A 22483-nucleotide genomic window follows, 5' to 3' on the forward strand; every position below is an offset into this window, starting at 1 on the left:
GGTCCCACCGCCAGCACACCGCCTCCTGATCCCCCATTCACCGGAAAGGGCGCGGCCACCTCTCCCCCACAGGATCATCTTCATGCAGCCCTCACACACCGCCCCCTTCCCCCCGGAGCCGCACAGCCTCCGGCCCGCGTGTTGACGCCCCTTTGAAGAAGCCGCACCCCCGGCCCGCGTGACCCCGCCGCCCCGGCGCAGGTCCGCAGCCACCACCGATCCGTTTTCACGGAAGGACTCCGCCACCATGCCCTGACACGCCGATCTCAAAGACGAAGGCGGCGGGCACACCCGAGCCCCCACGGCCTCACCGCCCCATGTTTGCCCCGAAAAAAACACTCCCCTCCCCCGGCCACCTCGCGCCCCTGCTCGCCCTCGCCCTCTTTGCCTCCCCCCTGCGCGCCACCGACGGCGTCTGGACCAATGCCACCGGCAACGCCAACTGGAGCGCCACCACCAGCTGGTCCGGCGGTATCATCGCCAGCGGCACAGACGCCATCGCAGACTTCAGCACGCTCGACATCACCGCCGCGCGCACCATCACCGTCAACGCCAGCTACACCGTCGGCGCGCTGAAGTTTGCCGACACCACCGCCTCCCACAACTGGACGCTCGCCAGCAGCAGCACCTTTGCGCTCACGCTCGAGACCTCCACCGGCGTCGCACCCACCATCACCGTGGCCAATCAGATCCTCGTGCTCTCCGCCAGGCTCGCGGGCACCCAGGGCTTCACCCTCTCCGGCGGCGGCGCCCTCCGCCTCACCAGCACCGCCAGCACCATCACCGGCGGCATCACCCTGCTCTCCGGCTCGGAGCTGCAGTTCGCCTCCGGCGCGCTCGGCACCAACACGGTGTACTTCAAGGAAAACGCCACCCTCACCTGGAACGGCGCCCAGTCGCAGGACGTCTCCGCGCAGATCAGGATCGAGGACGGCGTCACCGCCACGCTCGCCACCGGGGCCAACAACGTCACGCTCGCCACCGCCCTGCAGACCGGCGCGCTCGGCACCGCCGCGCTCACCAAGACAGGCTCCGGCACGCTCACCCTCACCGCCGCCAACACCTACACCGGCCTCACCAAGATCAGCGTCGGCCGCATCGCCCTCGCCGGCGGGGACAACCGCCTCGCCACCACCGGCGCCATCAGTCTGGGGCAAGGGGCCAACAGCGGCGTGCTCCAGCTCGGAGACGCCACCGGCGCCAGCAATCAGACCACCACCTCCATCGCCACCGTCGGCACCGGCACCACCAACGCCATCGTCGGCGGCAGCACCAGCGTCTCCACCCTCACCGTCAGCAACTCCGCAGCCGTCACCTTTGCCGGCCTGCTCGGCGGTGCGGGAGCCAATGAGAACAACCTCGCCCTCGTCAAGACCGGCACGGCGCTGCTCACCCTCAGCAACACCGCAAACACCTTCACCGGCGGCGTCACCCTCAGCGCAGGCACGCTCAATTTCTCCGCAGGCGCGCTCGGCAGCGGCACCGTCACCTACGCCGCCGCCTCCAGCCTGCAATGGGCCACCGGAAACACCAGCGACGTCTCCGCGCAGATCAGGATCAACGACGGCGTCATCGCCACCCTCGACACCAATGGCAACAACGTCACCCTCGCCACCGCCTTCCAGACCGGCACGCTCGGCACCGCCGCGCTCACCAAAGGCGGCGCAGGCACCCTCACCCTCACCGCCGCCAACACCTACACCGGCAACACCCGCATCAACAACGGCCGCCTCATCCTCACCGGCGGGGACGGCCGCCTCTCCTCCGCCACCGCGCTCCAGTTTGGCAGCGGTGCCAACAGCGGCGTGCTCCAGCTCGGAGACGCCTCCGGCGCCAGCAATCAGACCGTCACCGGCCTCTCCCTCACCGGCAACGCCATCACCAGCCTCTCCAACGCCATCGTCGGCGGCAGCAGCGCCATCTCCACCCTCACTGTCAGCAACACCGCCGCCGTCACCTGGGCGCAGATGCTCGGCGGCAGCGGCACCAATGAAAACAACCTGGCGCTGGTCAAAAGCGGCACCGGCACCCTCACCCTCTCCGGCACCTCCAGCACCTTTGCCGGAAACGTCACCGTCACCGCCGGCATCCTCTCCATCACCCGCGCAGGCGCGCTCGGCACCGGGGCCAAGACGCTCACCGTCAGCGGCGGCGCCACCGCCGCCACCCTGAGGCTCGACGGCAGCAGCGCAGACATCAGCCTCGGCTCCGCCTTCAGCCTCAGCCTGGGCAATGACACCCCCGGCGCAGCCGCCCTCCTCAGCTCCGCAGGCAGCAATCTCATCTCCGGCAGCATCGCCGCAGGCGGTGCCAGCGGCAGCCGCATCCGCGTCACCGCCGGCTCCCTCACGCTCAACGGGGCCATCACCGCCGCCGCCACCGCCGCAGGCCCCGTGAATGTGACCTTTGACGTCGCCACCAGTGGCAGCGCCAATGGCATCATCTCAGACCACGGCGGCACCGTCCTCAGCCTCACCAAGGAAGGTACCGGCACCTGGGCGCTCACCGCCGCAAACACCTACACCGGAGCCACCACCGTCAGCGCCGGGCAGCTCACCCTCACCACCGCGCAGACCGGCGGCGGAGCCATCACCGTGGCAGACGGCGCAGCCCTCGGCCTCACCCTCGCCGCAGCCGGGCAGACCCTGCACACCTCCGCGCTCACCCTCGGCACCAGCACCGGCTCCACGCTGTACTTCAATCTCGGCAGCTTCAGCAACCCCGCCGCCGCACTCATCGCCACCACCGCCTTCAGCACCGGCGGCACCACCGCGCTGAACATCTCCGGCACCGGCCTCGGCGTCGGCGTCTTCGACCTCATCACCTACACCGGCCCCCTCGGCGGCGCAGGCTTTGGCGGCCTCACCCTCGGCAGCCTGCCCGCGCGCGTCACCGCCAGCCTCGTCAACAACACCGCCGCCTCCAAAGTCCAGCTCAGCATCAGCGCCTTCGACGTCCCCAAGTGGACCGGCGCCCTCAGCAGCGACTGGGACGTCAATGACGGCACCGACCCCGCCACCGGCTCCGGCACCGTCAACTGGAAGGAAACCACCAGCGGCACCGCCACCCGCTACCTGCAGTTTGTCGGCGTGGTGGACAGCGTCCGCTTTGACGACAGCGCCACCGGCTCCACCAGCGTGAACCTCACCACCCAGCTCAGCCCCAGCTCCATCCTGGTGGAAAATACCACCAAAAACTACACCTTCACCGGCACCGGCTACCTCAGCGGCGCCACCACCCTCCTCAAGCAGGGCGCCGGCAGCCTCACCATCGCCAACAGCGGCTTCAACGACTTCACCGGCACCACCACCCTCAGCGCCGGCACCCTCATCCTCGGAGACGGCGTCACCGCAGGCGTCGGCACCTACGGCAGCGGAGCCATCGTCAACAACGCCGCCCTCGTGCTGAACCGCCCCGAGGACTTCTTCTTTGCCAACACCCTCAGCGGCGGCGGCACCCTCACCCAGCAGGGCGCGGGCACCGCCATCCTCTCAGGCAACAACGCCGCCTTCACCGGCACCATCACCGTCAGCGCCGGCACGCTCAAGCTCGGCAGCGCCAGCGCCCTCGGAGACACCACCGGCGGCACCCTCGTCTCCGCAGGCGCAGCCCTCGACGTCACCGGCTACACCTCCGTCGCCGAAAGCATCCGGCTCAGCGGCGGCACGCTCAAAGTCACCAGCGCCACCACCAACAGGATCACCGCCGCACTCACCCTCAGCGGCGGCGGTACGGTCGATGCCGCCAGCGCCTCCGCCCTCACCCTCGGCGGCGGCATCACCGGCTCCGGCGGCCTGCTCAAAACCGGCCTCGGCACCCTCATCCTCACCGCAGACAGCAGCTACACCGGCGGCACCACCATCACCCAGGGCGTGCTCCAGGTCGGCTCCACGATCGCCACCGCCACCGGCTCCCTCGGCAGCGGAGACATCTCCCTCAATGCCGACGGCACAGACACCGCCACCCTCAACATCCGCCGCTCAGACACCGCCCTCGTCATCGCCAGCAGCATCCTCACCACCGCAGGCACCGGCACCAACGCCGTCATCATCGACAACGGCGTCGCAGGCGTCGTCACCTTCAGCGGTGCCAACACCTTCACCGGCAATGTCACCATCAACACCGGCACCCTCGTCATCACCGGCAGCAGCGCCCTCGGCAGCGGAGCCAAGACCATCCGCGTCGCCGGTGGCAGCATCCCCAGCCTGCAGCTCGACGGCTCCTCGGGAAACATCACCCTGGGCAGCAATCTCAGCTTTGCCCTCAGCAGCGACGGCTCCGTCAACACCGCAGGCGCCATCTCCAGCGTCGCGGGAGACAACGTCATCAACGGCACCCTCTCGCAGATCAACGGCGGCGGTGGCAATGCCCGCATCACCGTCTCCTCCGGCACGCTGACGATCAATGGCGGCATCGACGCCAGCGGCGCCACAGGAAACCGCACCATCCTCCTCGGCGGCGCGGCCACCGGCATCGTCAACGGCATCATCAGCGACTACAACCCCGCCGCCACCTCCCTCGTCGGCGTCACCAAGGACGGCTCCGGCACCTGGACGCTCACAGGGGCCAACACCTTCACCGGCGCCGTCACCGTCAGCGCAGGCACGCTCAGGATCGGCAGCCTCTCCGCCACCGGCACCGCACAGCCGCTCGGCAGCGCCAGCAGCGCCGTGCTCATCGGTGCCGCCACCACCTCCGGCACGCTGGAGTACACCGGCGGCGCAGACGCCACCCTCGCACGCGCCATCACCGTCAACGGCGCAGGCGGCGGCATCATCAGAAACAGCGGCGGCGCCGTGCTCACCCTCGGCGGCACCCTCACCCGCGTCACCAACCGCGCCCTCACCTTCAGCGGCGGCGCCTTCATCATCACCGGCCAGCTCGCAGGCACCGCCTCCGTCAGCAACATCGACGGCGCCACCGTCACCCTCGCCAACACCACCAACAGCTTCCTCGGCATCACCTACGTCTTCAACGGCGGCACCCTCAGAAACGGAGCCAGCGAAGTGCTCACAGACGCCAGCAGCCTCGTCCTCGGAGAGGCCGCCGGCAACACCGGCGGCACCTACGACCTCAACGGCTTCAATGAAACCATTGCCGGCCTCAGCAGCGCAGGCACAGGCGTCAAGACCATCATCAACAGCGCCGCCTCCGGCACCTCCACCCTCACCATCAGCGGAGCAGGCGCCTATGACGGCGTCATTCAGGACGGAGCCACCGCCCACACCGCCCTGACCAAAGGCGGCACCGGCACCCTCACCCTCAGCGGCACGGAGACCTACACCGGCAAGACCACCGTCAGCGGCGGCACGCTGGCCCTCGCAGGCACAGCTTCCATCCAATCCTCCGCCTGGGTGCAGGTGAATGCCGGAGCCACGCTGGATGTGTCCGCCCTGGCCAGCCCCTACACGCAAAGCGGCAGCACCGCCCTCAGCGGCGGCGGCACCATCACCGGCCCTGTCGTCGTCAGCGGCGGCGCGCTCATCAGCGCAGGCACCAGTTCCAGCGCCAGCAACATCGCCACCGCAGGCGACGGCTTCGGCATCCTCACCATCCATGGAGACCTCACCCTCGCAGGCGGCGCCACCGCCCTGCAGCCCCGCGCCCTCTTCCAGATCGGGGCCGCCACCGGCAACGCCGTGGACCCCACCCTCAGCGCCAACGTCCTCGCCTACGCCAGCACCCTTTCCACCAGCGTGGACACCCTCCTCATTTCCGGCGCGCTCACCCTCAATGCCGGCAGCGTGCTCCAGGTCGCCCTCAGCGGCTACACCCCCGTCTATGGCGATGTCTTCAATCTCCTCGACTGGTCCTCCGTCAGCCTCAACGGCTTCGATCTCAGCACCGACCTCGCCCTCCCCACGCTGGCAGACTCCTCCCTGCAGTGGAACACCGACCTCTTCGCCAGCGCAGGCCTCCTCTACATCACCGCCAGCGTGCCCGAGCCCTCACGCGCCCTCCTTGCCGCACTCGGCCTCGCCGCCCTCACCCTGCGCCGCCGCCGCACCGGCACGCGCCGTGTGTGAAAACCTGCGGTGAAAAAAGCGCAGCAGCAGCCGCCCTAGCCGAAGTTCTTGTGCGAGCCGTCGCAGCGGGGGAATATTTTCGAGTGGCCGCAGATGCAGTCATGCATGCCCTTGCCCGCCAGGATGCGCGGCGTGCAGGCCACGATGCGGGAGGCCCGTGTGGCTGGCTGCTTCGCCGCGTTGAAGTGCAGCAGGTAGGCACGCCGTCGGCCCGGCGTCAGCGCGGCAAAGGCCTCCCCCAGCGCCGGGTCTTGGTTCAGCGCCGTCTCCAGCTCTTCCGGCATCGGCTCCTCTGTCGTCTGATACACCGGCTTCACGCCCGCCTGTTCCTTTTCCACCGCCTCCAGCAGCAGCCGCCGCACCTCCGCCTCATGCGCCTTGATCTCCTTCACGCTCGTGAACGGAATGTACCGCCCCGCCTGCGTGTGCTCCCCGGGCCTCTGCAGCAGCCCCTGGGGATCCTGCAGCAGGCAGCCATTGACGAACATGAGCCTGCAGTGGGCCTTGAAGCCGCCGATGAGGGCGATGTTGGCACCCTCATGAGTGTAGCAGGGCTGCCCCCATTTCAGCTCCTCGGTGAGGCCGGTGCCGAGCAGGATGCGCCGCAGCGCCTTCATCTCCGCCTGCCACGCCTTGGCGCTGGAGATGTGGGCATCGATGGCGGGGTTGGTCTTCTTCATGGAGGGGAATGAAGCAGTCTATTCCTGCGTGTCGGGCAGTCGATCAGCAAAAGGATAGGGAAGGAAAATTGAGCCGTCGATGAGGAAGCCTCTTTTGCGTATGACATCGCCTGTGGCGGCGGCGAGTCATGGACGTTGCCATGCGCTGAGGGACGGGCGGGCTGTCGCCACACCCATCCTACGACCGTGCATGCGACGCCCGATTTGGAACTCCACAGTTTGGGAAGAAGGTTTCAGCACATGGGATCATTTCTGCGTGCTCGCTGGGACAGCCGATGGTTCAGGCTGGGGTGTGGACCCGATGCTACCGCTGTAAATGTGGGCGGGGATGAAGGCGCTCAGGAGCCAGAGGCCTGTCATGATGAAGATGCAGAACAGTCCAACAAGGCCCACCCAGCGACGCGGAAAGAACGACCACACATCAGGAGGCACCATGGGCAGGCACATGCTGTCATATGCCACAACTCCTGCCATGACCGGGTCGCGATCATCGGGGGCTTCGCTGGCACCATCGTTGAAATCGTGCTCAGCTTTAAGCTCAGCGAAGATCTGCTCCTGACGCATCTTGAGCTCCGCTTCGGTATCCTGATGGCGGAAAGCCATGATCCAGAAGGTGATGGCGAAGGGCAGCAGGAGGGCGAGGCCTGCAAAGAAGGTGATGAGCTTTGGGGCGAGCATGGTCTATGCGTGGTTTGGGAACGAGGGAGGATGTGGAAGCGCTGGCCGACAGGCAGGAGTGCCTGTCGTACTCCAGAGGAGTCACTTCTTGGGCTCTTCTTTCTTCTTCGGCTCTTCATTCCCCGCCTCCGCTGTCACCGGCTTGCGCACCTGAAACTGCGTCTCCTTCCCCAGGTTCTTCGTCACCGTGGCGGGGTACTCCCACGCGGCTTTGTCGGGCGCGTAGATGATCGTGCGCGTGCGCATCGCGGCCATCGCCGCAGCCTGCGGCAGGTCCAGGTATTTGAGCACGTTCAGCATCGCGGGTCCCACCGCCTTCGGGTCTCCCGCCACGGTGCCGTTGTGCGTCAGCGGCATGTCGTGCAGGTCCAGGCGTTTGATGCCGTCTTCAAACAGCGAGGCATACAGCGCGTCCACCGCCATCTCGCGGTGCGCCTGCAGCCACAGCGGCGTCTCGCCAAAGCCCGGGATGGCGCGCAGCGTCTGCACGCTGCGGCGTATGTCCCACACGCGCATGCCGTCCAGCGTCTGGCCCAGCAGGTAAAAGCGGCGCAGGCGCTGCGTCTGCGCCTTCTCGCTGCCGCTCCACGCCGTGGGGCCCACACCACGCGGGCAGAGGTAGGCCATGCCCCACTTGAAGCTGGTGAACATCTTCTTCTCCTGCTCAAACGCCGCATCGTCCTTCGGCGCTCCGGGAAAGACCTCGATCAGCTTGCCAAAGCGGCTGTGGTACGTGGCGCAAAATTCATCCCAGCCCTCCTCATCCAGCACATTCAGCGCCACCAGCTCCAGGTCCTCGGCACGCAGCCCGTCGCGGTGCACGATGTAGAGGCGCAGCCGGAACGGGGACTGGCTCTCAAAGTCATACGCCGTCATGCGCACCCCGTCCATCTCCGCGCTGCTCTCCTTCTGCGGATTCACCGAGGCGATGTCCTTCGGCCAGCCTGCAAAGACCTTGTCCTTCAGCGCGCTCATCCACGCCTCGTTCTGCTTTTCCCAGTCGGCCGCATTCGTCGCGGGCGCGGGGGCCTTGGCCATCGGCACAAACGTCTCGTCGGCCCTGGTGTTGATCTCGTCCTTAGGGATCTCCTTGAAAACACGCAGCTCGGTGGGCTCGATCGTTTTCTTCGCCCCTTCATCGATCACGGCCATCGTGTCCGCTCCCTTGAGGAACCGCTCAAACCAGTGAAACGCCCCGATGTTCAGCGGCTGCAGGTCTTTGTGCGGACCTTCCGCCACCTGCAGGCCGATGTTCCCCTCCTTGCCCAGCAGCGCGTACAGCCTGCGCACGTTCTGGTAGATGCGGAACACGCCGTCGATGGGGAAGATGCTGTCCTTGTCCGTGTTCACGATCAGCAGCGGGCGCGGTGCCGCCAGGGCCACCATGCGCTCAAAGTCCCAGCGGTACGTGTTCACAAAGAACATGCAGTCACAGTGCCCCTCCACGCAGCCGTCGATCACCTGGTTCTGCATGTCCGTCACGCCCGCTGTGGGCGCGCTGGCCTTGATGCGCTCATCCAGCGCGGTGATCCACCACGAGTACGCCCCGCCGCCGCTGCGGCCTGTCACGCCAAAGCGCGTCTTGTCCACCTCCGGGCGCGTCTCCAGGTAGTCCAGCGCGCGGATGCAGCTCCACGCCTCCAGCCCGGCGGGCGTGTAGCCGCGTGAAAACCACCACCACCGCCCCTTGCTGTACGTGCCGTGGTGCTCCCCGCGGATCTCTCCCAGCTGCACGGTGTCGATGATCAGGCAGGCGTAGCCGTGCCGCGCATACCACACCCCGTGGTGCTCGTAGCCGGTTTTGTTGCCCAGGCTCACGCCCTCCTTCACCACATTCGCGTGGCCGCACACATACAGGATGGTGGGCAGCGGCTTCTCCACCTTGGCAGGCAGGTAGAGGTTGGCCGTCACGTACAGCCCCGGCATGGACTGAAAGTGCATCTTCTCCACCACGTAGCCCTCCCCCTTCACCTCGCCCGTCTTAGTGGGGTGCAGCGGCGTTTTTTCAGGCAGCGGGTCCAGGCCCAGCATCTCAAACAGCTCGCGCCGGTACTCCGGTGCCTTCCCCTCCCAGTCCGCCGCCGTCTGGATCTTCGCCAGCCCGTTCTCCGCCGCGATCTCCCGCGTCTGCTCCGCAAAGTAGCGGCCGATCAGCCTGTTTCCCGGCGTGTCCGGCGTCTTTTCAGGGTAAGGCGAAGCCGCAATGACGAGCGATGGCAGCAGGCAGAGGAGCAGTGAAGTGCGCATGAGATGGGATGACACCCAAAACGGACCCCGATGGCAAGAGTGATCCGAGTTTCGTGCGGAACGAAAAAACGACAGAAAAACTTAAAACAATGGTTGCATAAAAACTGATTGGTCTATATTCGCGGCCCCTGTTTTTCACACCTGCTCGGGTGGCGGAATTGGTATACGCGCAAGACTAAGGATCTTGTGCCGAAAGGCTTAAGGGTTCGAGTCCCTTCCCGAGCACCACTCTTTGAAGTACAAAGAGTCACCAGAGGCAGGGTACAGCCCGCAAAAAGCACGGCTTCACTCACCTGCATCCGCACGGCGCGTCAGCTCGCGCGCCTCGCGCAGCGTGGTGTCCGGCGGCACTGCCAGCACGCTCCTCTTTGCCACGCCGATGCGCTGGGAGAGGTAGATGCCCGAGTGCCCGCTGAAGAAGTAGGAGACAAAGCAGGCCACCGCAAAGTAGATGGCGTAGTGCGCACCGAAGAGCTCGATGCCCATCACCGTGCACGCCAGCGGCGTGTTTGCCGCACCGGCAAAGAGCGCGATGAAGCCCAGCGCCGCAAACAGCGCCACCGGCTCCTGCATCACGCTCCCCAGCACATGGCCCAGCGTGGAGCCGATGAAGAACAGCGGCGTCACCTCGCCGCCCTTGAAGCCGCTGGCCAGCGTCACCGAGGTGAAGAGCGTCTTCCACAGCCAGCTCAGCGGCGTGGCCCCGCCCTCCTGAAACGAGGTGACGATGGACACCTGCCCCCCGGGCGGCGGCGTCACTCCCAGCCCGAGATAGTCCCGCGTGCCGAGCACATGCACCAGGGCGATGACCCCCAGCGCCCCCAGCGCAGGCCGCAGCGGCGCATACGGCACCACTTTGGCAAAGCCGCGCTGCAGCCGGTGCGTCAGCTCAGAGAAAAAACGCCCGCCCAGCCCGAAGGCGATGCCCGCCAGCGCGGTCTTCAGCAGCAGCACCGCGTCAAAGCTCGCATGCGTGCCCGCCGTGGGGGCCACATCCAGATGATACACCGTGTGGTGCACGCCCCACGCGGAGCACGTCGCGTCTCCCACCACGCTGGCCACCAGCACCGGGATCAGCGCATCATGCTGCACACGCCCGATCACCAGCACCTCCATCGCAAAGATGGCCCCCGTCAGCGGGGTGCCAAACACCGCGCCAAAACCGGCCGCGATGCCGCACATCAGCATCAGCCGGCGGTTCTCATGCGCCACGCGCAGCCACCGCGCCAGCAGCGCCGCCAGGCTGCCGCCCATCTGCACCGCCGTGCCTTCGCGCCCGGCCGAGCCGCCAAACAGGTGCGTCACCAGCGTGCCCAGCAGCACCAGCGGCGCCATGCGCGCCGGCACTCCGCCGCCCGGCTGGTGGATTTCGTCAATCAGCAGGTTGTTTCCCTTGTCCGATCCCTTGCCCAGGTAGTGGTAAAGAAAGCCCACCGCCACCCCGCCCAGCGGCAGCAGCCACAGCAGCCCCGGGTGCTGCCACTGCGCCTCCGTCACCCTTTCCAGCGACCACAGGAAAAACGCGCTCGCAGAGCCCGCCAGCAGCGCCACCGGCAGGGCCAGCAGAGTCCAGCGCAGCAGGTGCGCAAGATCAGAGAGCAGCGAGGAGCGGGAGGACGGCATTCAGGTTTGGTGTGCATGCTAGGCAGGAAACACCCGCACGCCAGCGCCAGCCGCACTGGCTGCAGTCAGTAGCCCCCCTGCCCTCTTTCGGCCGCAGGCCTCACGCTGGCTTCCCACCCGCCAGCACCAGCAGGCCGCACAGGATCAGCCCCGCCCCTGCCGCGATGCGCCACGTGAAAGGCTCCCCCAGCAGCAGCACCGAAAGCGTCAGCGTCACCAGGATGCTTCCCTTGTCCACCAGCGACACAAACGACACCGTCCCTTCATGCATGGCGCGGTAGTAGCAGATCCAGGAGAGCGTGGTGGTCACGGCTGAGAGCGCCAGCAGGCCGATGGGCCGCCAGCCCGCCTGCTGCAGCGTGGCCGCCGCCTTCTCCAGGCCCGTCCACATGGCGGTGTTCAGCATGATGAAGGCAAACACAAACACCGTGCGCACCGCCAGCCCGAGGTCCGCCCCCAGCACCTTCAGCCCCGCCTTGGCAATGACGGAGGTGAGCCCCGCAAACAGCGCGGCGGCAAAGGCGTACATTTTCCAGCGTTCCATGATCTTCGGCGGGCGGAGGGTGAGCCACGCACCTTCCACGCTTCGTCCCGCCAAGGCAAAAGCCTTCTCAGCCTTCTTCAGCTTTCGCAGCCGCCCCCTCTTTCACGGCTGGAAGCTGCGCAGGCGGCCTGTCGCCGGATCGATCTGCACCGTCACAAAATTCCTCAGCCGCGGCTCGCGGAGCTGCGCGTCCTTTTCGTGCAGGGTGAGAAACCACGGCTTCGTGGGCTGCAGCGCCGGGCTGCCGTCCGAGTGAAAGCGCAGCGCAATGTACCGCCCGTAGATGTCCGTGCTGCTGTCCTGAAAGCCGAGGTCCATGATGGACGAGCGCACGCTGTCCGTGCTGATCTCGATCTCCTGGTCCAGGCTGGTGATGGCCCCCACGGGCTCAAACACGCTCGCCGGCGTGGCTCCGCCGCCGCTGTCGTCCTCCGGCGGGCGCAGGGTCAGGATGCGCAGCTTCCGCAGCGTGGAGCGCCCGCCCGCGAGGTCTTCCGCCTCGTAAAAGCGCAGCTCGGCGTCCGTGTTGAACAGGATGGCCAGCGACTGCGCCTCCAGCAGCCGGTTCTGCACCGCGTCTGCGGCGGTGCGCAGGCGCGCCGCAGCGGCCATGCCCGCGATGTACGGCGCGCTCAGCACGGCGGCCACGGTGAGGATGGCCACCACCACGATGATTTCGACAAGGCTGAAGCCGTGCCGGCGGCTCCTGACGGAAGGGTAGATCATAAGAGTGTCTGGTAGGTTTCAGTAGGTGCGCGAGTCCCAGCGCGCGTTGCGCAGCGGCACGGTGCTGGAAAAGACGGTGCAGTTCAGCCGCTTCCGCTCCAGCCACGCCTCCAGGCGGGCCAGGTCGGCGTCATGCTGGCTGGCGTCGGTGAAAGGGGCGTCCGCCTCGGAGAGGTAGTCCGGCGCAGACTGCCCGTACTCCTGCGCCCAACGGGCGGCGGAGGTTTCATCCAGCGCCACCATCGTCACCACGACCAGCGGCGGCAGCAGGTGCTGGGTGCCCTGCGCCACGCTGCCTGCGGCATCCACCGTGACCTTGTCCACCGCCGGCGTGCTGTTGTCCACATCCAGCGAGTTGTACGTGTAGTTTGGCGCGATCCACCAGGCCGGCTTCTTGGCGGCGGTTGCAGCCTCTGCCGCGACGCGCGGGGAGAGCACCAGCAGCAGGATGTTTTCCGCCACCGTGCGGGTGGCCGGTTCCAGATCCTGCCGGAACCAGTCCGCCGGGTGCGTGTAGATGGTGTTTCCCTGAAACGGCGCCGCCTGCTCTGCCGGCGGGCGGTACTCCACCAGCCGGAAGCGGTGGCGCACGGGGATCTCGTAGTCCGCGAGAAAGGGCGGGCGGTTGGTGCTGTCGTCGCCAAACTGGATGGCGTAGCCGCGTGCGTTCAGCAGGCTGCCGAGCGCGTTCTGGTCGTTCGTCAGCCCCAGCGGTGCCTGAAAGAAGGTGGCATGTCCTGGTGTGCTGGCGCGCGTGGCCTTGCCGCCCAGCAGCACGCTGGCGGCGCCGGTCTGAAACTGCAGCTCTGAAAAGCGGATGTAGGCGCTCGGCGGCGTCACCGTCGTCCCGCCCGGCGGCTGGTTGCTCCCGCTGCCTTTGTAGTAGTAGTCCCAGTAGGGGTTCAGCGTGGCCTGGGAGAGCGTCTTGGTGATCAGCTCAAACGCCTGCCTCGCCTCGCGAAACTGCTGCGTCTTGTTGTGCACTCCCGTGACCGAGCGCCGCACCGAGTCCAGCGCCGAGACGCACACGATCATCAGCAGCGTCAGCAGCAGCATGGACGCCATCAGCTCCACCAGCGTGAAGCCCCGCGCTCCGCGTGCGATGTACGGTGACGCCTTCATTTGCCGCTGACCGTGCTGACGTTTCCGGTGCTGGCGACCACGTAGGAGTACAGCTTGTAGCTCGCCGGGTCCGCCTGCGTGAAGTCAAAGTCCGCCGCCGCCGTCTGCTTCAGCTTCATCGTCACCCGGCGCAGAAAGGCGTCGTGGCTGCCCGTGTTCCCGGGGATCTGCACATCGGACACAGGCGCCCCCACCTCCGCCACAAAGGCGATGCTGTCCTTGCTGCGCCCTGCGGGGTCCACCGGCACGGCGTAGGCGTCAAAGTAGTAGCGCAGCGTCTGCCTGCTGGCGGCCGTCTGCGACTGGTCCAGCGCGCCGAGGATGTGCTGGGAGATGCGCGACGCCGCGGTGATCTCCCCCGCCGTGCGCACGTTGTTCACCCCATGCGGCAGCAGGCTCATGATCGTGGTGATGCCAAAGGCGGCGATGCCGAGCGCCAGCGTGACCTCCACCAGGGAGAAGCCCCGGCGGCGTGTGCGGAATGAAGGAGGCAGGATTTTCATGGTCGTTGTTTTTTGGGTTTGAAGAATGGGGGCGCTCAGTTGCCAAACTTGCGCTTCTCCAGCACGCGGTACTGGTAGTGGTTGTCCAGGCTGTCAGGAGAGCCCGTGGTGGCGTTGGTAAAGTCCGGCAGGTCCGCCTGCGCTGGGTCCAGAAAGCGGTCGATCACCGCAGAGCCCCGGTACTCGCTCTCAAAGGTGTCTGCCTCCGTGATGGTGTTCGCTGGCGAGGAGCGCGCCTTGCGGATGATCTGCGCGATGTAGTGCACCCGGTAGGTGTTTGACCGCGTGGTGAGCCGTGGGTACAGGTTCGTGTAGGGCCGCTCGCGCGTGTTGTCCCCCGTCAGGCGGCGCTCCGCCCAGAAATTCTTCATCTGCGTGTGGTCGCTCACATCCTTGTCCGGCACCAGGTGCACGTCGCAGATCTCGCTGGCGCTCAGAAAGACCTTCCCCCCGGTGAAGCGCTGCTCAAACTGCGCCAGCGTCTTCTCCGCGTCGATGCCGTAGTGCCAGCGCTTGCCCTCGGCCGTGGTCCAGAAGGTGTTCTGGTCCGTGGAGCTGGGAAAGACCTTGTAGCTCGGCGCGTCCGTGGTGGGCACCGCCGTGATGCGCTCGCTCGCGAGCACCGCATGCAGTCCGCTGGCACGCCTGATATTGGTAAATGGCAGGATTTGGTAGTTCAGGTTGATCTTGCCTGCCGTGGAGAAGGGCTCGCTGATGGCGTAGGGCTCCACCACGGGCATCCAGAAATACTCCAGCAGCAGGTGGTCCGGCGGGCTGCTGCCGCCGAGCCTGGCCGGGCCGCCGGGGTGGTCCTGCTGCGGGCGGAAAAGCAGCGTGCGCCAGGGCTTGCCGGACTTCACGCCCGTGGGCAGTGAGCCCAGCGCCCCCGGAGAGGCGATCAGGCGGTTCGGCGTGAAGAAGACGCCGTCCACCGTGGTGTGCTGGTTGGACTCGCTCAGGTAGGGCACGCCGTTCACCACGTTGTTCACGTTCCCCTCGTCCGGCTTGTTGATGTAGGCGCCGTCGCGCGCCGGGCCCGGGCCGTTGTCAAAATCGCCGTAGAGCTGCGCGGCCGCGGTGGCCTCGCTGAAGTAGGGCAGGTCCGGGACGCGGCTCACGGGATACGTGGCCCCCGCCTTGGTCGGCGCCAGCCGGCTGCCAATGTCTGACTTCGTGCCGTAGTCGTAGCCTGGGTGCTGGTTGGACACGAAATTGCTGAAGCTGTGCGCCAGCCTGCGCTGCCCGTAGTAGCGGTGCGGCTGCCACTGCGAGGCATCCACCACATTCATTGCCGCAGTGAGCCGGTAGTCCCCGTGCCTGACCGTCACCGTCTGCACCACGTCGCTGCCCTCGTCGATCTCCGCCTGCGCCACCGTGGCGGAGGTCTGCGGCTTGAAGAGGCGTGTGACGGAGTCCTCCGCATCAAAGCCGAAAAAGTACGCCCCGCGTGCGGCCTGCGAGCCGGAGCGCGCGGCCACGTTGTCGCGGAACATGCGCCCGCGGTCGCTCGCCGCGCTGTTTTTCGTCAGCGTGCTGTAGTGCGCGGACGCGTCAGACTTGATGGCGTTCACCTGCGCCTTCGTCAGGCTGAAGCCCACCGCGCCACGGCTGTAAAAAGTCCACCACGCAGGCGGCTCCAGCTTGTCTGCCGCGGCGTTCATGGCGCTGTTGGGCTGCCGCACCAGCGTGGGCGCCGCCACCGTGTTTGCCGGAAAGCCGGGCTGCAGCGTCTGCACCAGCTGCGCCTGCGTGTCCCCGCTCACGGGGATGCGCCCCAGGTGCCCGCTGTAGATCTCGATCGTGAGATCCGCCTGCGAGATGTTCATCGGCTTGGAGCCGTCGCGGCCCACGTCGATGTCCACAAAGCCGCTCAGCAGGTTGTAGTTCAGCACGCTCGTTTCATCCCCGGCGGAGGAGGCCGGCTTCACCTTCCAGTCCGCATTGCCCCAGTTGTTGTCCGCAGGCATCGGCGCGCGGGACACCGCCTCGCGTCCGCGCAGCACCCCCTTTAGCCCGATGCCGTGGCCCCCCGTCATCTGGCTGCCGTTGTTGGTCGCGCGGCGTCCGGTGTACAGCAGCTCCGTGTCATTCGGAAAGAGCTGCTGCCCGTTCACGCGGAATTTCTTCAGCCCGGAGACCTTCACGGTAAACTCCGGCTCCAGCAGCGTGTAGCCCGCCGCAGGCACAAAGAACTCCAGCAGCAGCCGCGACTGCACGCGCCGGATGCCCGGCTGCAGCGGTGTGTTTTTGTTGAGCTGAAAGTTCCAGTTCACCGGCTGGTAGCCCGGGTGCGCCGGGTCCGGGCCGTAGGGGTAGCCGCCGGTCTTCGGCCACGTCTTGGTGTCCGCCTTTTCACTGAAGAAAGGATTGGGCACCGGCGCAGGCGGAAAGTTCGAGTACCAGCGCGGCTGCGGCGTGGCGCCGTCCATCGTGGGTGCCGTGCGCCCGCCGGGCCTGCCCATGGTGGGATAGACCTCGGGGTAGGTGTTGGCAGGGTCGTCCGTGTTGTCCGCAGCGCAGATGAAGTGCAGGCCCACCTCCGTGATGGTGGGAAAGCGCCCGATGCCCTGATACACCTTGCCGCCCGTGCTCCACTGCGAAGGCGTCACCTGCCCGTGCCCCGGGTACCCCAGCGCCTCCACCAGGCCGGCGTCGTTCGTGTCCGGGCTGTCAGGGTCCGCGCGGAAAAAGCGCGGGTCCGTGAAGGTCTTGAACTGAAACGTGCGCGAAGAGCCGCTCGCGTAGCCCAGCAGGTAGTTCTGCGTGGCATCCACCCCCGGCGTGATCACCTTCGGGTCCTGCACGATGTTGCCGTCGTGCAGGTTGATGCTCCGCACGTAGTCAAAGATCTCCACCAGGATCTGCTGCAGGTCATCGCCATACTTCGCCTTGAAGTTCTGGCTCGGCACCGCCGCAAAGCCGGGCATCGGGTTTTGCAGCAGGTTGTAGAGGTAGTTCAGCAGCGCCTGGTTTTCCGGACGCTGGATGTCCTGCGTCGTGGAGTCCGCGTTCCCGCGCTGAAAGATGTATTTGCGCAGCCCGCCGCTCCCGCTCTGCCTCAGCGTGGAGCAGAAGGCGATGAGCTGGTCAAACGACGTGCCGTAGTCCGTGCCGCGATAATTGACAGGCCACAGCGCGATCTTTGGCAGCCCGTGCAGGTTCAGCTCCGGCGCGCGGCTCTGCGCCGTGAGAAAGAAGCCCTTGCGCTGCAGCACATCACGCGCCTGCACCCCCAGGCCAAAGTTGTTCTCCGTGCGGTCCTCCTGCAGCAGGTACTCGTCCAGGCTGGCGTACAGCCTCTCCTTGCGGAAGGAGGCCAGTTTGATCTGCGCGATGCCGCTGTCCTGGTAGGAAATGGTGCCGCTCACGGAGCCGCCCGTGCCGATCTTCGGCGTCAGGCGGTAGATCACATCCTTGTCCGGCGGCGTCAGCGTCTTGCCGGGAAAGAGGACCGGGCTCAGCGCCGTGGTGGCCGGGTGGCCGGGGTAGCGCTGCAGCTCCCCGTTCACCGGCTGGTAGCGTGCATGCGCCGCATCCTCCTCATGGTAAAAGGTCGGCACCGCCCACGGCGTGGGCTCCGCCGCCGTGTTGATGTTCACCTTGCTCGTTTCATCGTCCGTCCAGAAGGCGATCCGGCCCACGATGGGATTCTCCGCCGTGGGCGAGACCGCGGCGATGAATTTGTTCTGCAGGTCCAGCGTCCCCAGTGTGCCGTCCTTCAGCAGGTACAGCCACTCCACCGGCATCGGCAGACGCTGCGCATCTCCTCCCGTGGTCTTCACACCGCTCACCGTGCGGCCATTCACCAGCTTGTCCGAATACGAGAAGCCCTTCACGCCATCCGTGCCGCCCGTCATCGCACGTGGGTCGATGATGGGAAAGTGCAGCACGCTGTTCCCAGCGCTGTCGATGCGGCGGATCGGCCGGTTCAGGTCCACATACCGCGCCTTCAGCTCCTGCCAGTTCGAGGGCGGCGTGTCATTCAGCAGCGAGACCTCCGCATCCGTGCCCGCCGGCACCACCATCTGCGTGCTCGAGTACAGCTTGTACGCCGCCAGCAGATCCCCCGAGGCATCGTGCTGGCGGATCAGGCCCGGCTGCGACGTCCACACCTCGCGCCCGATGTTTTGCGCCGCAGGCGTCGTCCCCTTGCGCAGCTGCGAGATCGCCACATCGATCGCCAGGTCACCAAACTGCCGCACCTGCTGGCCGCTGGCGTAGCGGCTGGCCCCCTTCAGCTCTGCGCCAGACATGGAATACACGGCCAGCATGAAGGTGAGCATGAGCGCCAGCATGAGCACGACCATGACGAGGGCCATGCCGCTGCGGCGCTGGGGAGAATTGGAAACAGTCGGGTGCATGAAAAAAAGGGGGGAAAGTCAGGGTGGGGTGCAGACAGCCGCCGCGGCAGGCGCAGGCGGCACCCTCCCCGGAGAAGCCAGGGAGTCAGAGGCCAGGGGCAGACGGGCGGCAGCAGGCCCCCGTCACAGCGTCATCTCAGCAGCATCCGCAGCAGCGGAGCATGTCCGTTGCACAGGCGGGGATGTGTGAGGCTGAAGTCTGGAGGTTTTTCATGAAGGTGTTCCGGGGAGTGGGCCGCCGCCTTTCCCCTGGGCAGGGATCAGGAGGCGGGATGCTTTGGGAAGGTCCTTCCGTTTGTCGGATCGGTGCTGACGCCGGCGGTTTGAAGCGCCGTTTAAATCATATCGTAACAGTATGTTATTAAACTTCTATACCCTACTTGTCCAGAAGGAATTTAAAACTTTTGTCCCCCTACGTACACCCGCCCTCCCAGAACAAACCCACCCCGCAGGAACTGCGCACCCCCCTCCGGCGGAGAGGGATCGTCCCGATCCCTCACGCTCCGCCACACCCAGGACTCCCCACCACCCCAACCCGCACGTTCATCGCGCAAACACACGCCCTGTGCGGGGATCAAGATGATCCCCCTCCGGCGGAAAGGGATCGTCCCGATCCCTCACGCTCCCGCCACACCCAGCACTCCCCGCACTCCCCACCACCCCAGCACGCACGTTCATCACGCAAACACACGCCCTGTGCGGGGATCAAGATGATCCCCCTCCGGCGGAGAGGGATCGTCCCGATCCCTCACGCTCCCGCAACACCCATCACTCCCCACCACCCACCGTTCAATGTTCAATGTTCCCCACCCGCCTCACACCCTCACCACACTCTCGATCTCCCCCGCCGCAAACACGTGCCCGCCCAGCGTCAGGCGCAGCGGCCTGCCCGCACCGGCCGCCGCTGCCTCCTCCGCCACACGCAGCAGTCCCTCACGCTCGCGCAGCTCACCGCGCAGCTGCACACGCACCGGCTTTCCCAGCGGCACGCCCCAGCGTTGTTCAAAGGCCAGCCGCGCCGCCTCCGCCTCGCCCTTCCAGCGCGCAAAGCCGTCCTCCCCCGCGTGCACCGGCAGCTCCGCGCTGCGCCGTCGTGCTTCTTCAGCCGCCTTCTCCGCAGCCATCTCGGACTTCCACGCTGAGTAGCCGTCCGCCTCCGCCACTGGCGGCGGCGCCTGAAACAGCTCCAGCCCCTCCGTCACCTCCGGCTTGGGCACAGGCCCCGTCTGCAGACTCTGCAGCTGCCCTGCCACCGCCCACGACCGCTCCGCAAACAGCGGCAGCACCGGCAGCTCTCCTTGTTCATCAGTCATCTCGGCCATTCTCCATCACACATTTCGTCCTTCCCAGCTCTGCAGGTTCAGGAAACAACTGTCAACCATCGTCAACAACCGTAAACCACCGTCAACTCCGTTTAGGCCGCCCGCGTCACACGCTTCCAGAAAAAGTCCAGCTCACGCGCCAGCACGCTCATCACCTGCGCAGGCGTGGCCTCCAGCGCGCCGCTTTCCGCCTCCTTGATGATCCGCTGCATCGCATACAGCGCCGCCACGTTCTGCGAGTCCAGGTGGATCACATCCACGTGCTTCTTCAGCTCCTCGCCAAACGCCGTGCTGTGCTGCAAGATCGCCCAGCTCTGCTGCTCACGGTCCGTCTTGAAAGTCGTCACCTTCAGCCGCGGCACCGCCAGCCCGGTGGACTGCGCGTCCTGGCTCAGCTCCGCCAGCCGCCCGGCGGCAAAGCCCGCCAGCGTGCGCCAGTAGGAGCCGTCCGCGAAATTCGCCAGGCCAAACACCACCTCCAGCCCCTGCAGCGACCAGCACATCGCATACCGCCCCGTCATGCCCGGCAGCTCATGCTCGCTGAAGCGCACCAGCGGAAAGCGCTTGCCCGCCAGCCGGATCAGGTCCGCCAGCTTCGTGAAATCCAGCGGCAGAGACACCGCCTCCGCAGCCATCTGCAGCCTCAGCGCCTCATACCTCCCCAGCAGCGCATCGCGCTCCGGGTTTGGCGGCGGCACAAAGGCCGGTGCCGCAGCCGCAAAAGCCGGGGCAGGCAGCTCCGCCACCGCAGCCTGGGCATTCGAGGCCGCGGCAGCCCCCAGCACATCCGCCAGACGCTCCGCCACATTTTTCGCCCCCTGGCTCTCCGCCTTCGCAGGCGGCGTGCTCGGCTGCCTCAGCTTGCCCAGCATCTCACGCAGATTTTCAAACGCCCCCGCAGAGCTCGGGGAGAACTGCGCAGGAGCCTCCTCCGCCGCATCCTCCTCCTCACCGCTCGCCATGGCCGCAGGCGGCGGGTGCATGCCGTTCCCGTTCAGCCCCGCAGGCGGCGGCAGCAGCGGCGCCTCATCCTCCTGCGGCAGCGCCGGCGTCGGCTCCGCCAGCCCCTCCGCCATCAGCTTCATCTGCACCGCCGTGCCCGTGTCGAAAATCGAAATCTCGCCCGGCCGCTCGTCCTCAGCGCCCTCGGCCATCAGCGGCAGCCCCCGCTCCTCCGCAGCCAGCCCCAGGGCAGAGACGCCCCCCGTCACAGCGGGCGGGGCAGACGGCGTCTGCTGAAAAAACTCCCACTGCTTTGCCGCATGGCGCAGAAACGTACGCGCAGACACCGAGCCCAGCGGCCGCCCCATGAAGTAGCGCTTCACATCCAGAAACACCGCAAACTCACGCCCCAGCTCTGCCGCGATGCCCGCCTGCTGCAGCCTCAGCTCCAGCAGCGTCGTCGCCTCCGTCTCATTGATCCCCCGCAGCAGCATCTGCGAGGCCGTCAGCCGGTCCTCCATCGCGCTCGGCAGGTGGTGGCCAAACGTCGCCTGCCACACATCCTGGTTCAGGCTCAGCACCACATTCACCCCGTCCATCTCAGACATGTCCAGCAGCAGCGTGGCGATCTTCAGCCCCGCCTCCGGGTTCCGGTAATACGCGTCCAGGTGGTCCACCAGCAGCACCACCGGCCGCCACAGGCCCAGCAGCCGCAGCCACGTCACCGGCCCCTCGTTGCTCTCATCTGCCGCCAGCATGCGCAGCACCGCCATGTGGGAAAGCCCCCCGTCCAGCGCGTGGTTCAGCATCGCATTCACCCACGACTCCAGCGCCGCTGGGATCGCCGGCACGCGCCTCATCGCCTGCTCCGTCATCGGCCTGCGCAGCTGCCCCTCAAAGCGCCGCACCCAGTCGCCGATCAGCCTCGCGCCACCGTTCACATCAAACACCTCCACAGGGTCGCCGCTCAGCACCCGCAGCGCCTGCTCCGGGTTCGCGCATGGCAGCGTCCCGTTCTCGATCAGCCGCCGCACCAGCGACGCGCACACACCCGCACAGGCCTCTCGCAGCTTCGTCCAGCCCGCCCGCGAGGCCTCCGCACGCGCCATCGCCTCCAGCCCGCGCACCGCCACGGCGGAAAGACCGATCTCGTCCTCCAGCCGAAACGCCAGCGGCACCAGCACCACCTGCCCGTTTGCCGCCGCCGCCAGACGCCCCAGCAGGTGCGTCTTGCCATAGCCCGCACGCGGCGCCGTCAGCATCAGCAAAGGCTGCCCGCCAGCGCGGCCCGCGCTGCTCTGCCGCTCGTCGATCGACGTCGTCAGCAGCTCCAAAATGTCACCGTTCATCCCCGGCACCGAGCGGTTTTCCGCCACTCCAAACGGCCCTCCGCACACATCATCCGCAAACGGGTTCATCATCTCCCCCGGCGACCCTGCGGAAGGCAGGCCCGGAGCGAACGGCAAAGAGTTGAGAGATGTCGATTCTGGATTTTCCACAATTAATCCGACTTCAGAGTTCTGATTCAGGACAGATTCAATGATATTTATGCCAAATCATACTCCGCAGAAAGTAAGATTTTTGACAGTGATGTTATTCTCGAAAACGAGAATAACCACATCTCTCGATAGAACGCCTCCCACCATCCCTCGGACACTCCTCTGCGGAGGAGGGAGACCATCCATGATGAATTCCAGCAATGGAAAAAT

The 22483-nt window shown here is 66.6% G+C and carries 12 protein-coding genes and 1 tRNA gene; 2 read left to right on the forward strand and 11 right to left on the reverse strand.

The features are described from left to right. Positions 1-317: 317 nt before the first annotated feature. The gene (locus ACFQDI_RS22885; RefSeq protein ID WP_377171374.1) at positions 318-6026 is read left to right on the forward strand and encodes a beta strand repeat-containing protein; all 5709 of its coding nucleotides are present in this window, start codon (positions 318-320) and stop codon (positions 6024-6026) included. Between the two features lie 35 nt (positions 6027-6061). On the opposite strand, the gene ACFQDI_RS22890 is transcribed toward ACFQDI_RS22885, so the two are convergent. The 3 genes from ACFQDI_RS22890 to ACFQDI_RS22900 form a co-directional block, all read right to left on the reverse strand. Further along, positions 6062-6706, reverse strand: coding sequence for a DUF1801 domain-containing protein (locus ACFQDI_RS22890; protein WP_377171376.1), 645 nt, complete (start codon positions 6704-6706; stop codon positions 6062-6064). Positions 6707-6952: 246 nt separating this feature from the next. Next, the gene (locus tag ACFQDI_RS22895; RefSeq protein ID WP_377171378.1) at positions 6953-7384 is read right to left on the reverse strand and encodes a hypothetical protein; all 432 of its coding nucleotides are present in this window, start codon (positions 7382-7384) and stop codon (positions 6953-6955) included. 81 nt (positions 7385-7465) lie between these two features. Continuing rightward, a complete protein-coding gene (locus ACFQDI_RS22900) occupies positions 7466-9631 on the reverse strand; it encodes an alpha/beta hydrolase family protein (RefSeq protein WP_377171380.1) in 2166 nt (721 codons plus the stop codon). A 143-nt stretch (positions 9632-9774) separates the two neighbouring features. Here ACFQDI_RS22900 and ACFQDI_RS22905 point away from each other — a divergent pair. Beyond that, positions 9775-9859, forward strand: a tRNA-Leu gene (locus ACFQDI_RS22905). 57 nt (positions 9860-9916) lie between these two features. Here ACFQDI_RS22905 and ACFQDI_RS22910 read toward each other — a convergent pair. From ACFQDI_RS22910 to ACFQDI_RS22945, 8 genes are all read right to left on the reverse strand, one after another. Next, positions 9917-11254, reverse strand: a complete 1338-nt coding sequence (locus ACFQDI_RS22910) for a voltage-gated chloride channel family protein (RefSeq protein WP_377171382.1) — start codon at positions 11252-11254, stop codon at positions 9917-9919. Between the two features lie 100 nt (positions 11255-11354). After that, positions 11355-11798, reverse strand: a complete 444-nt coding sequence (locus tag ACFQDI_RS22915; protein ID WP_377171384.1) for an EamA family transporter — start codon at positions 11796-11798, stop codon at positions 11355-11357. Positions 11799-11900: 102 nt separating this feature from the next. After that, the gene (gene vccD, locus ACFQDI_RS22920) at positions 11901-12524 is read right to left on the reverse strand and encodes a Verru_Chthon cassette protein D (RefSeq protein WP_377171386.1); all 624 of its coding nucleotides are present in this window, start codon (positions 12522-12524) and stop codon (positions 11901-11903) included. Positions 12525-12542: 18 nt separating this feature from the next. After that, positions 12543-13646, reverse strand: a complete 1104-nt coding sequence (gene vccC, locus ACFQDI_RS22925; RefSeq protein WP_377171388.1) for a Verru_Chthon cassette protein C — start codon at positions 13644-13646, stop codon at positions 12543-12545. After that, positions 13643-14149: a Verru_Chthon cassette protein B gene (vccB, locus tag ACFQDI_RS22930; protein WP_377171390.1), complete on the reverse strand. Its 507-nt coding sequence runs from the start codon at positions 14147-14149 to the stop codon at positions 13643-13645. The genes vccC and vccB overlap by 4 nt, the downstream gene beginning before the upstream one ends. A 35-nt stretch (positions 14150-14184) precedes the next feature. After that, entirely contained in the window at positions 14185-18510 is a 4326-nt protein-coding gene (vccA, locus tag ACFQDI_RS22935) for a Verru_Chthon cassette protein A (protein ID WP_377171393.1), read from the reverse strand. An 815-nt stretch (positions 18511-19325) separates the two neighbouring features. Continuing rightward, entirely contained in the window at positions 19326-19823 is a 498-nt protein-coding gene (locus ACFQDI_RS22940) for a hypothetical protein (protein ID WP_377171395.1), read from the reverse strand. A 101-nt stretch (positions 19824-19924) separates the two neighbouring features. Next, positions 19925-22240 (reverse strand): DnaJ family domain-containing protein, encoded by a 2316-nt coding sequence (locus tag ACFQDI_RS22945; protein ID WP_377171397.1) that lies wholly within the window; start codon positions 22238-22240, stop codon positions 19925-19927. Positions 22241-22483 lie beyond the last annotated feature (243 nt).

The organism is Prosthecobacter fluviatilis (assembly GCF_042655725.1).
Lineage (GTDB): Bacteria > Verrucomicrobiota > Verrucomicrobiia > Verrucomicrobiales > Verrucomicrobiaceae > Prosthecobacter > Prosthecobacter fluviatilis.

What these genes read in the sequence shown, in the direction of transcription:
- ACFQDI_RS22885 (WP_377171374.1), top strand. Translation starts at nt 318, where the DNA reads ATGTTTGCCCCGAAAAAAACACTCCCCTCCCCCGGCCACCTCGCGCCC.
- ACFQDI_RS22890 (WP_377171376.1), bottom strand. Translation starts at nt 6,706, where the DNA reads ATGAAGAAGACCAACCCCGCCATCGATGCCCACATCTCCAGCGCCAAG.
- ACFQDI_RS22895 (WP_377171378.1), bottom strand. Translation starts at nt 7,384, where the DNA reads ATGCTCGCCCCAAAGCTCATCACCTTCTTTGCAGGCCTCGCCCTCCTG.
- ACFQDI_RS22900 (WP_377171380.1), bottom strand. Translation starts at nt 9,631, where the DNA reads ATGCGCACTTCACTGCTCCTCTGCCTGCTGCCATCGCTCGTCATTGCG.
- ACFQDI_RS22910 (WP_377171382.1), bottom strand. Translation starts at nt 11,254, where the DNA reads ATGCCGTCCTCCCGCTCCTCGCTGCTCTCTGATCTTGCGCACCTGCTG.
- ACFQDI_RS22915 (WP_377171384.1), bottom strand. Translation starts at nt 11,798, where the DNA reads ATGGAACGCTGGAAAATGTACGCCTTTGCCGCCGCGCTGTTTGCGGGG.
- vccD (WP_377171386.1), bottom strand. Translation starts at nt 12,524, where the DNA reads ATGATCTACCCTTCCGTCAGGAGCCGCCGGCACGGCTTCAGCCTTGTC.
- vccC (WP_377171388.1), bottom strand. Translation starts at nt 13,646, where the DNA reads ATGAAGGCGTCACCGTACATCGCACGCGGAGCGCGGGGCTTCACGCTG.
- vccB (WP_377171390.1), bottom strand. Translation starts at nt 14,149, where the DNA reads ATGAAAATCCTGCCTCCTTCATTCCGCACACGCCGCCGGGGCTTCTCC.
- vccA (WP_377171393.1), bottom strand. Translation starts at nt 18,510, where the DNA reads ATGCACCCGACTGTTTCCAATTCTCCCCAGCGCCGCAGCGGCATGGCC.
- ACFQDI_RS22940 (WP_377171395.1), bottom strand. Translation starts at nt 19,823, where the DNA reads ATGACTGATGAACAAGGAGAGCTGCCGGTGCTGCCGCTGTTTGCGGAG.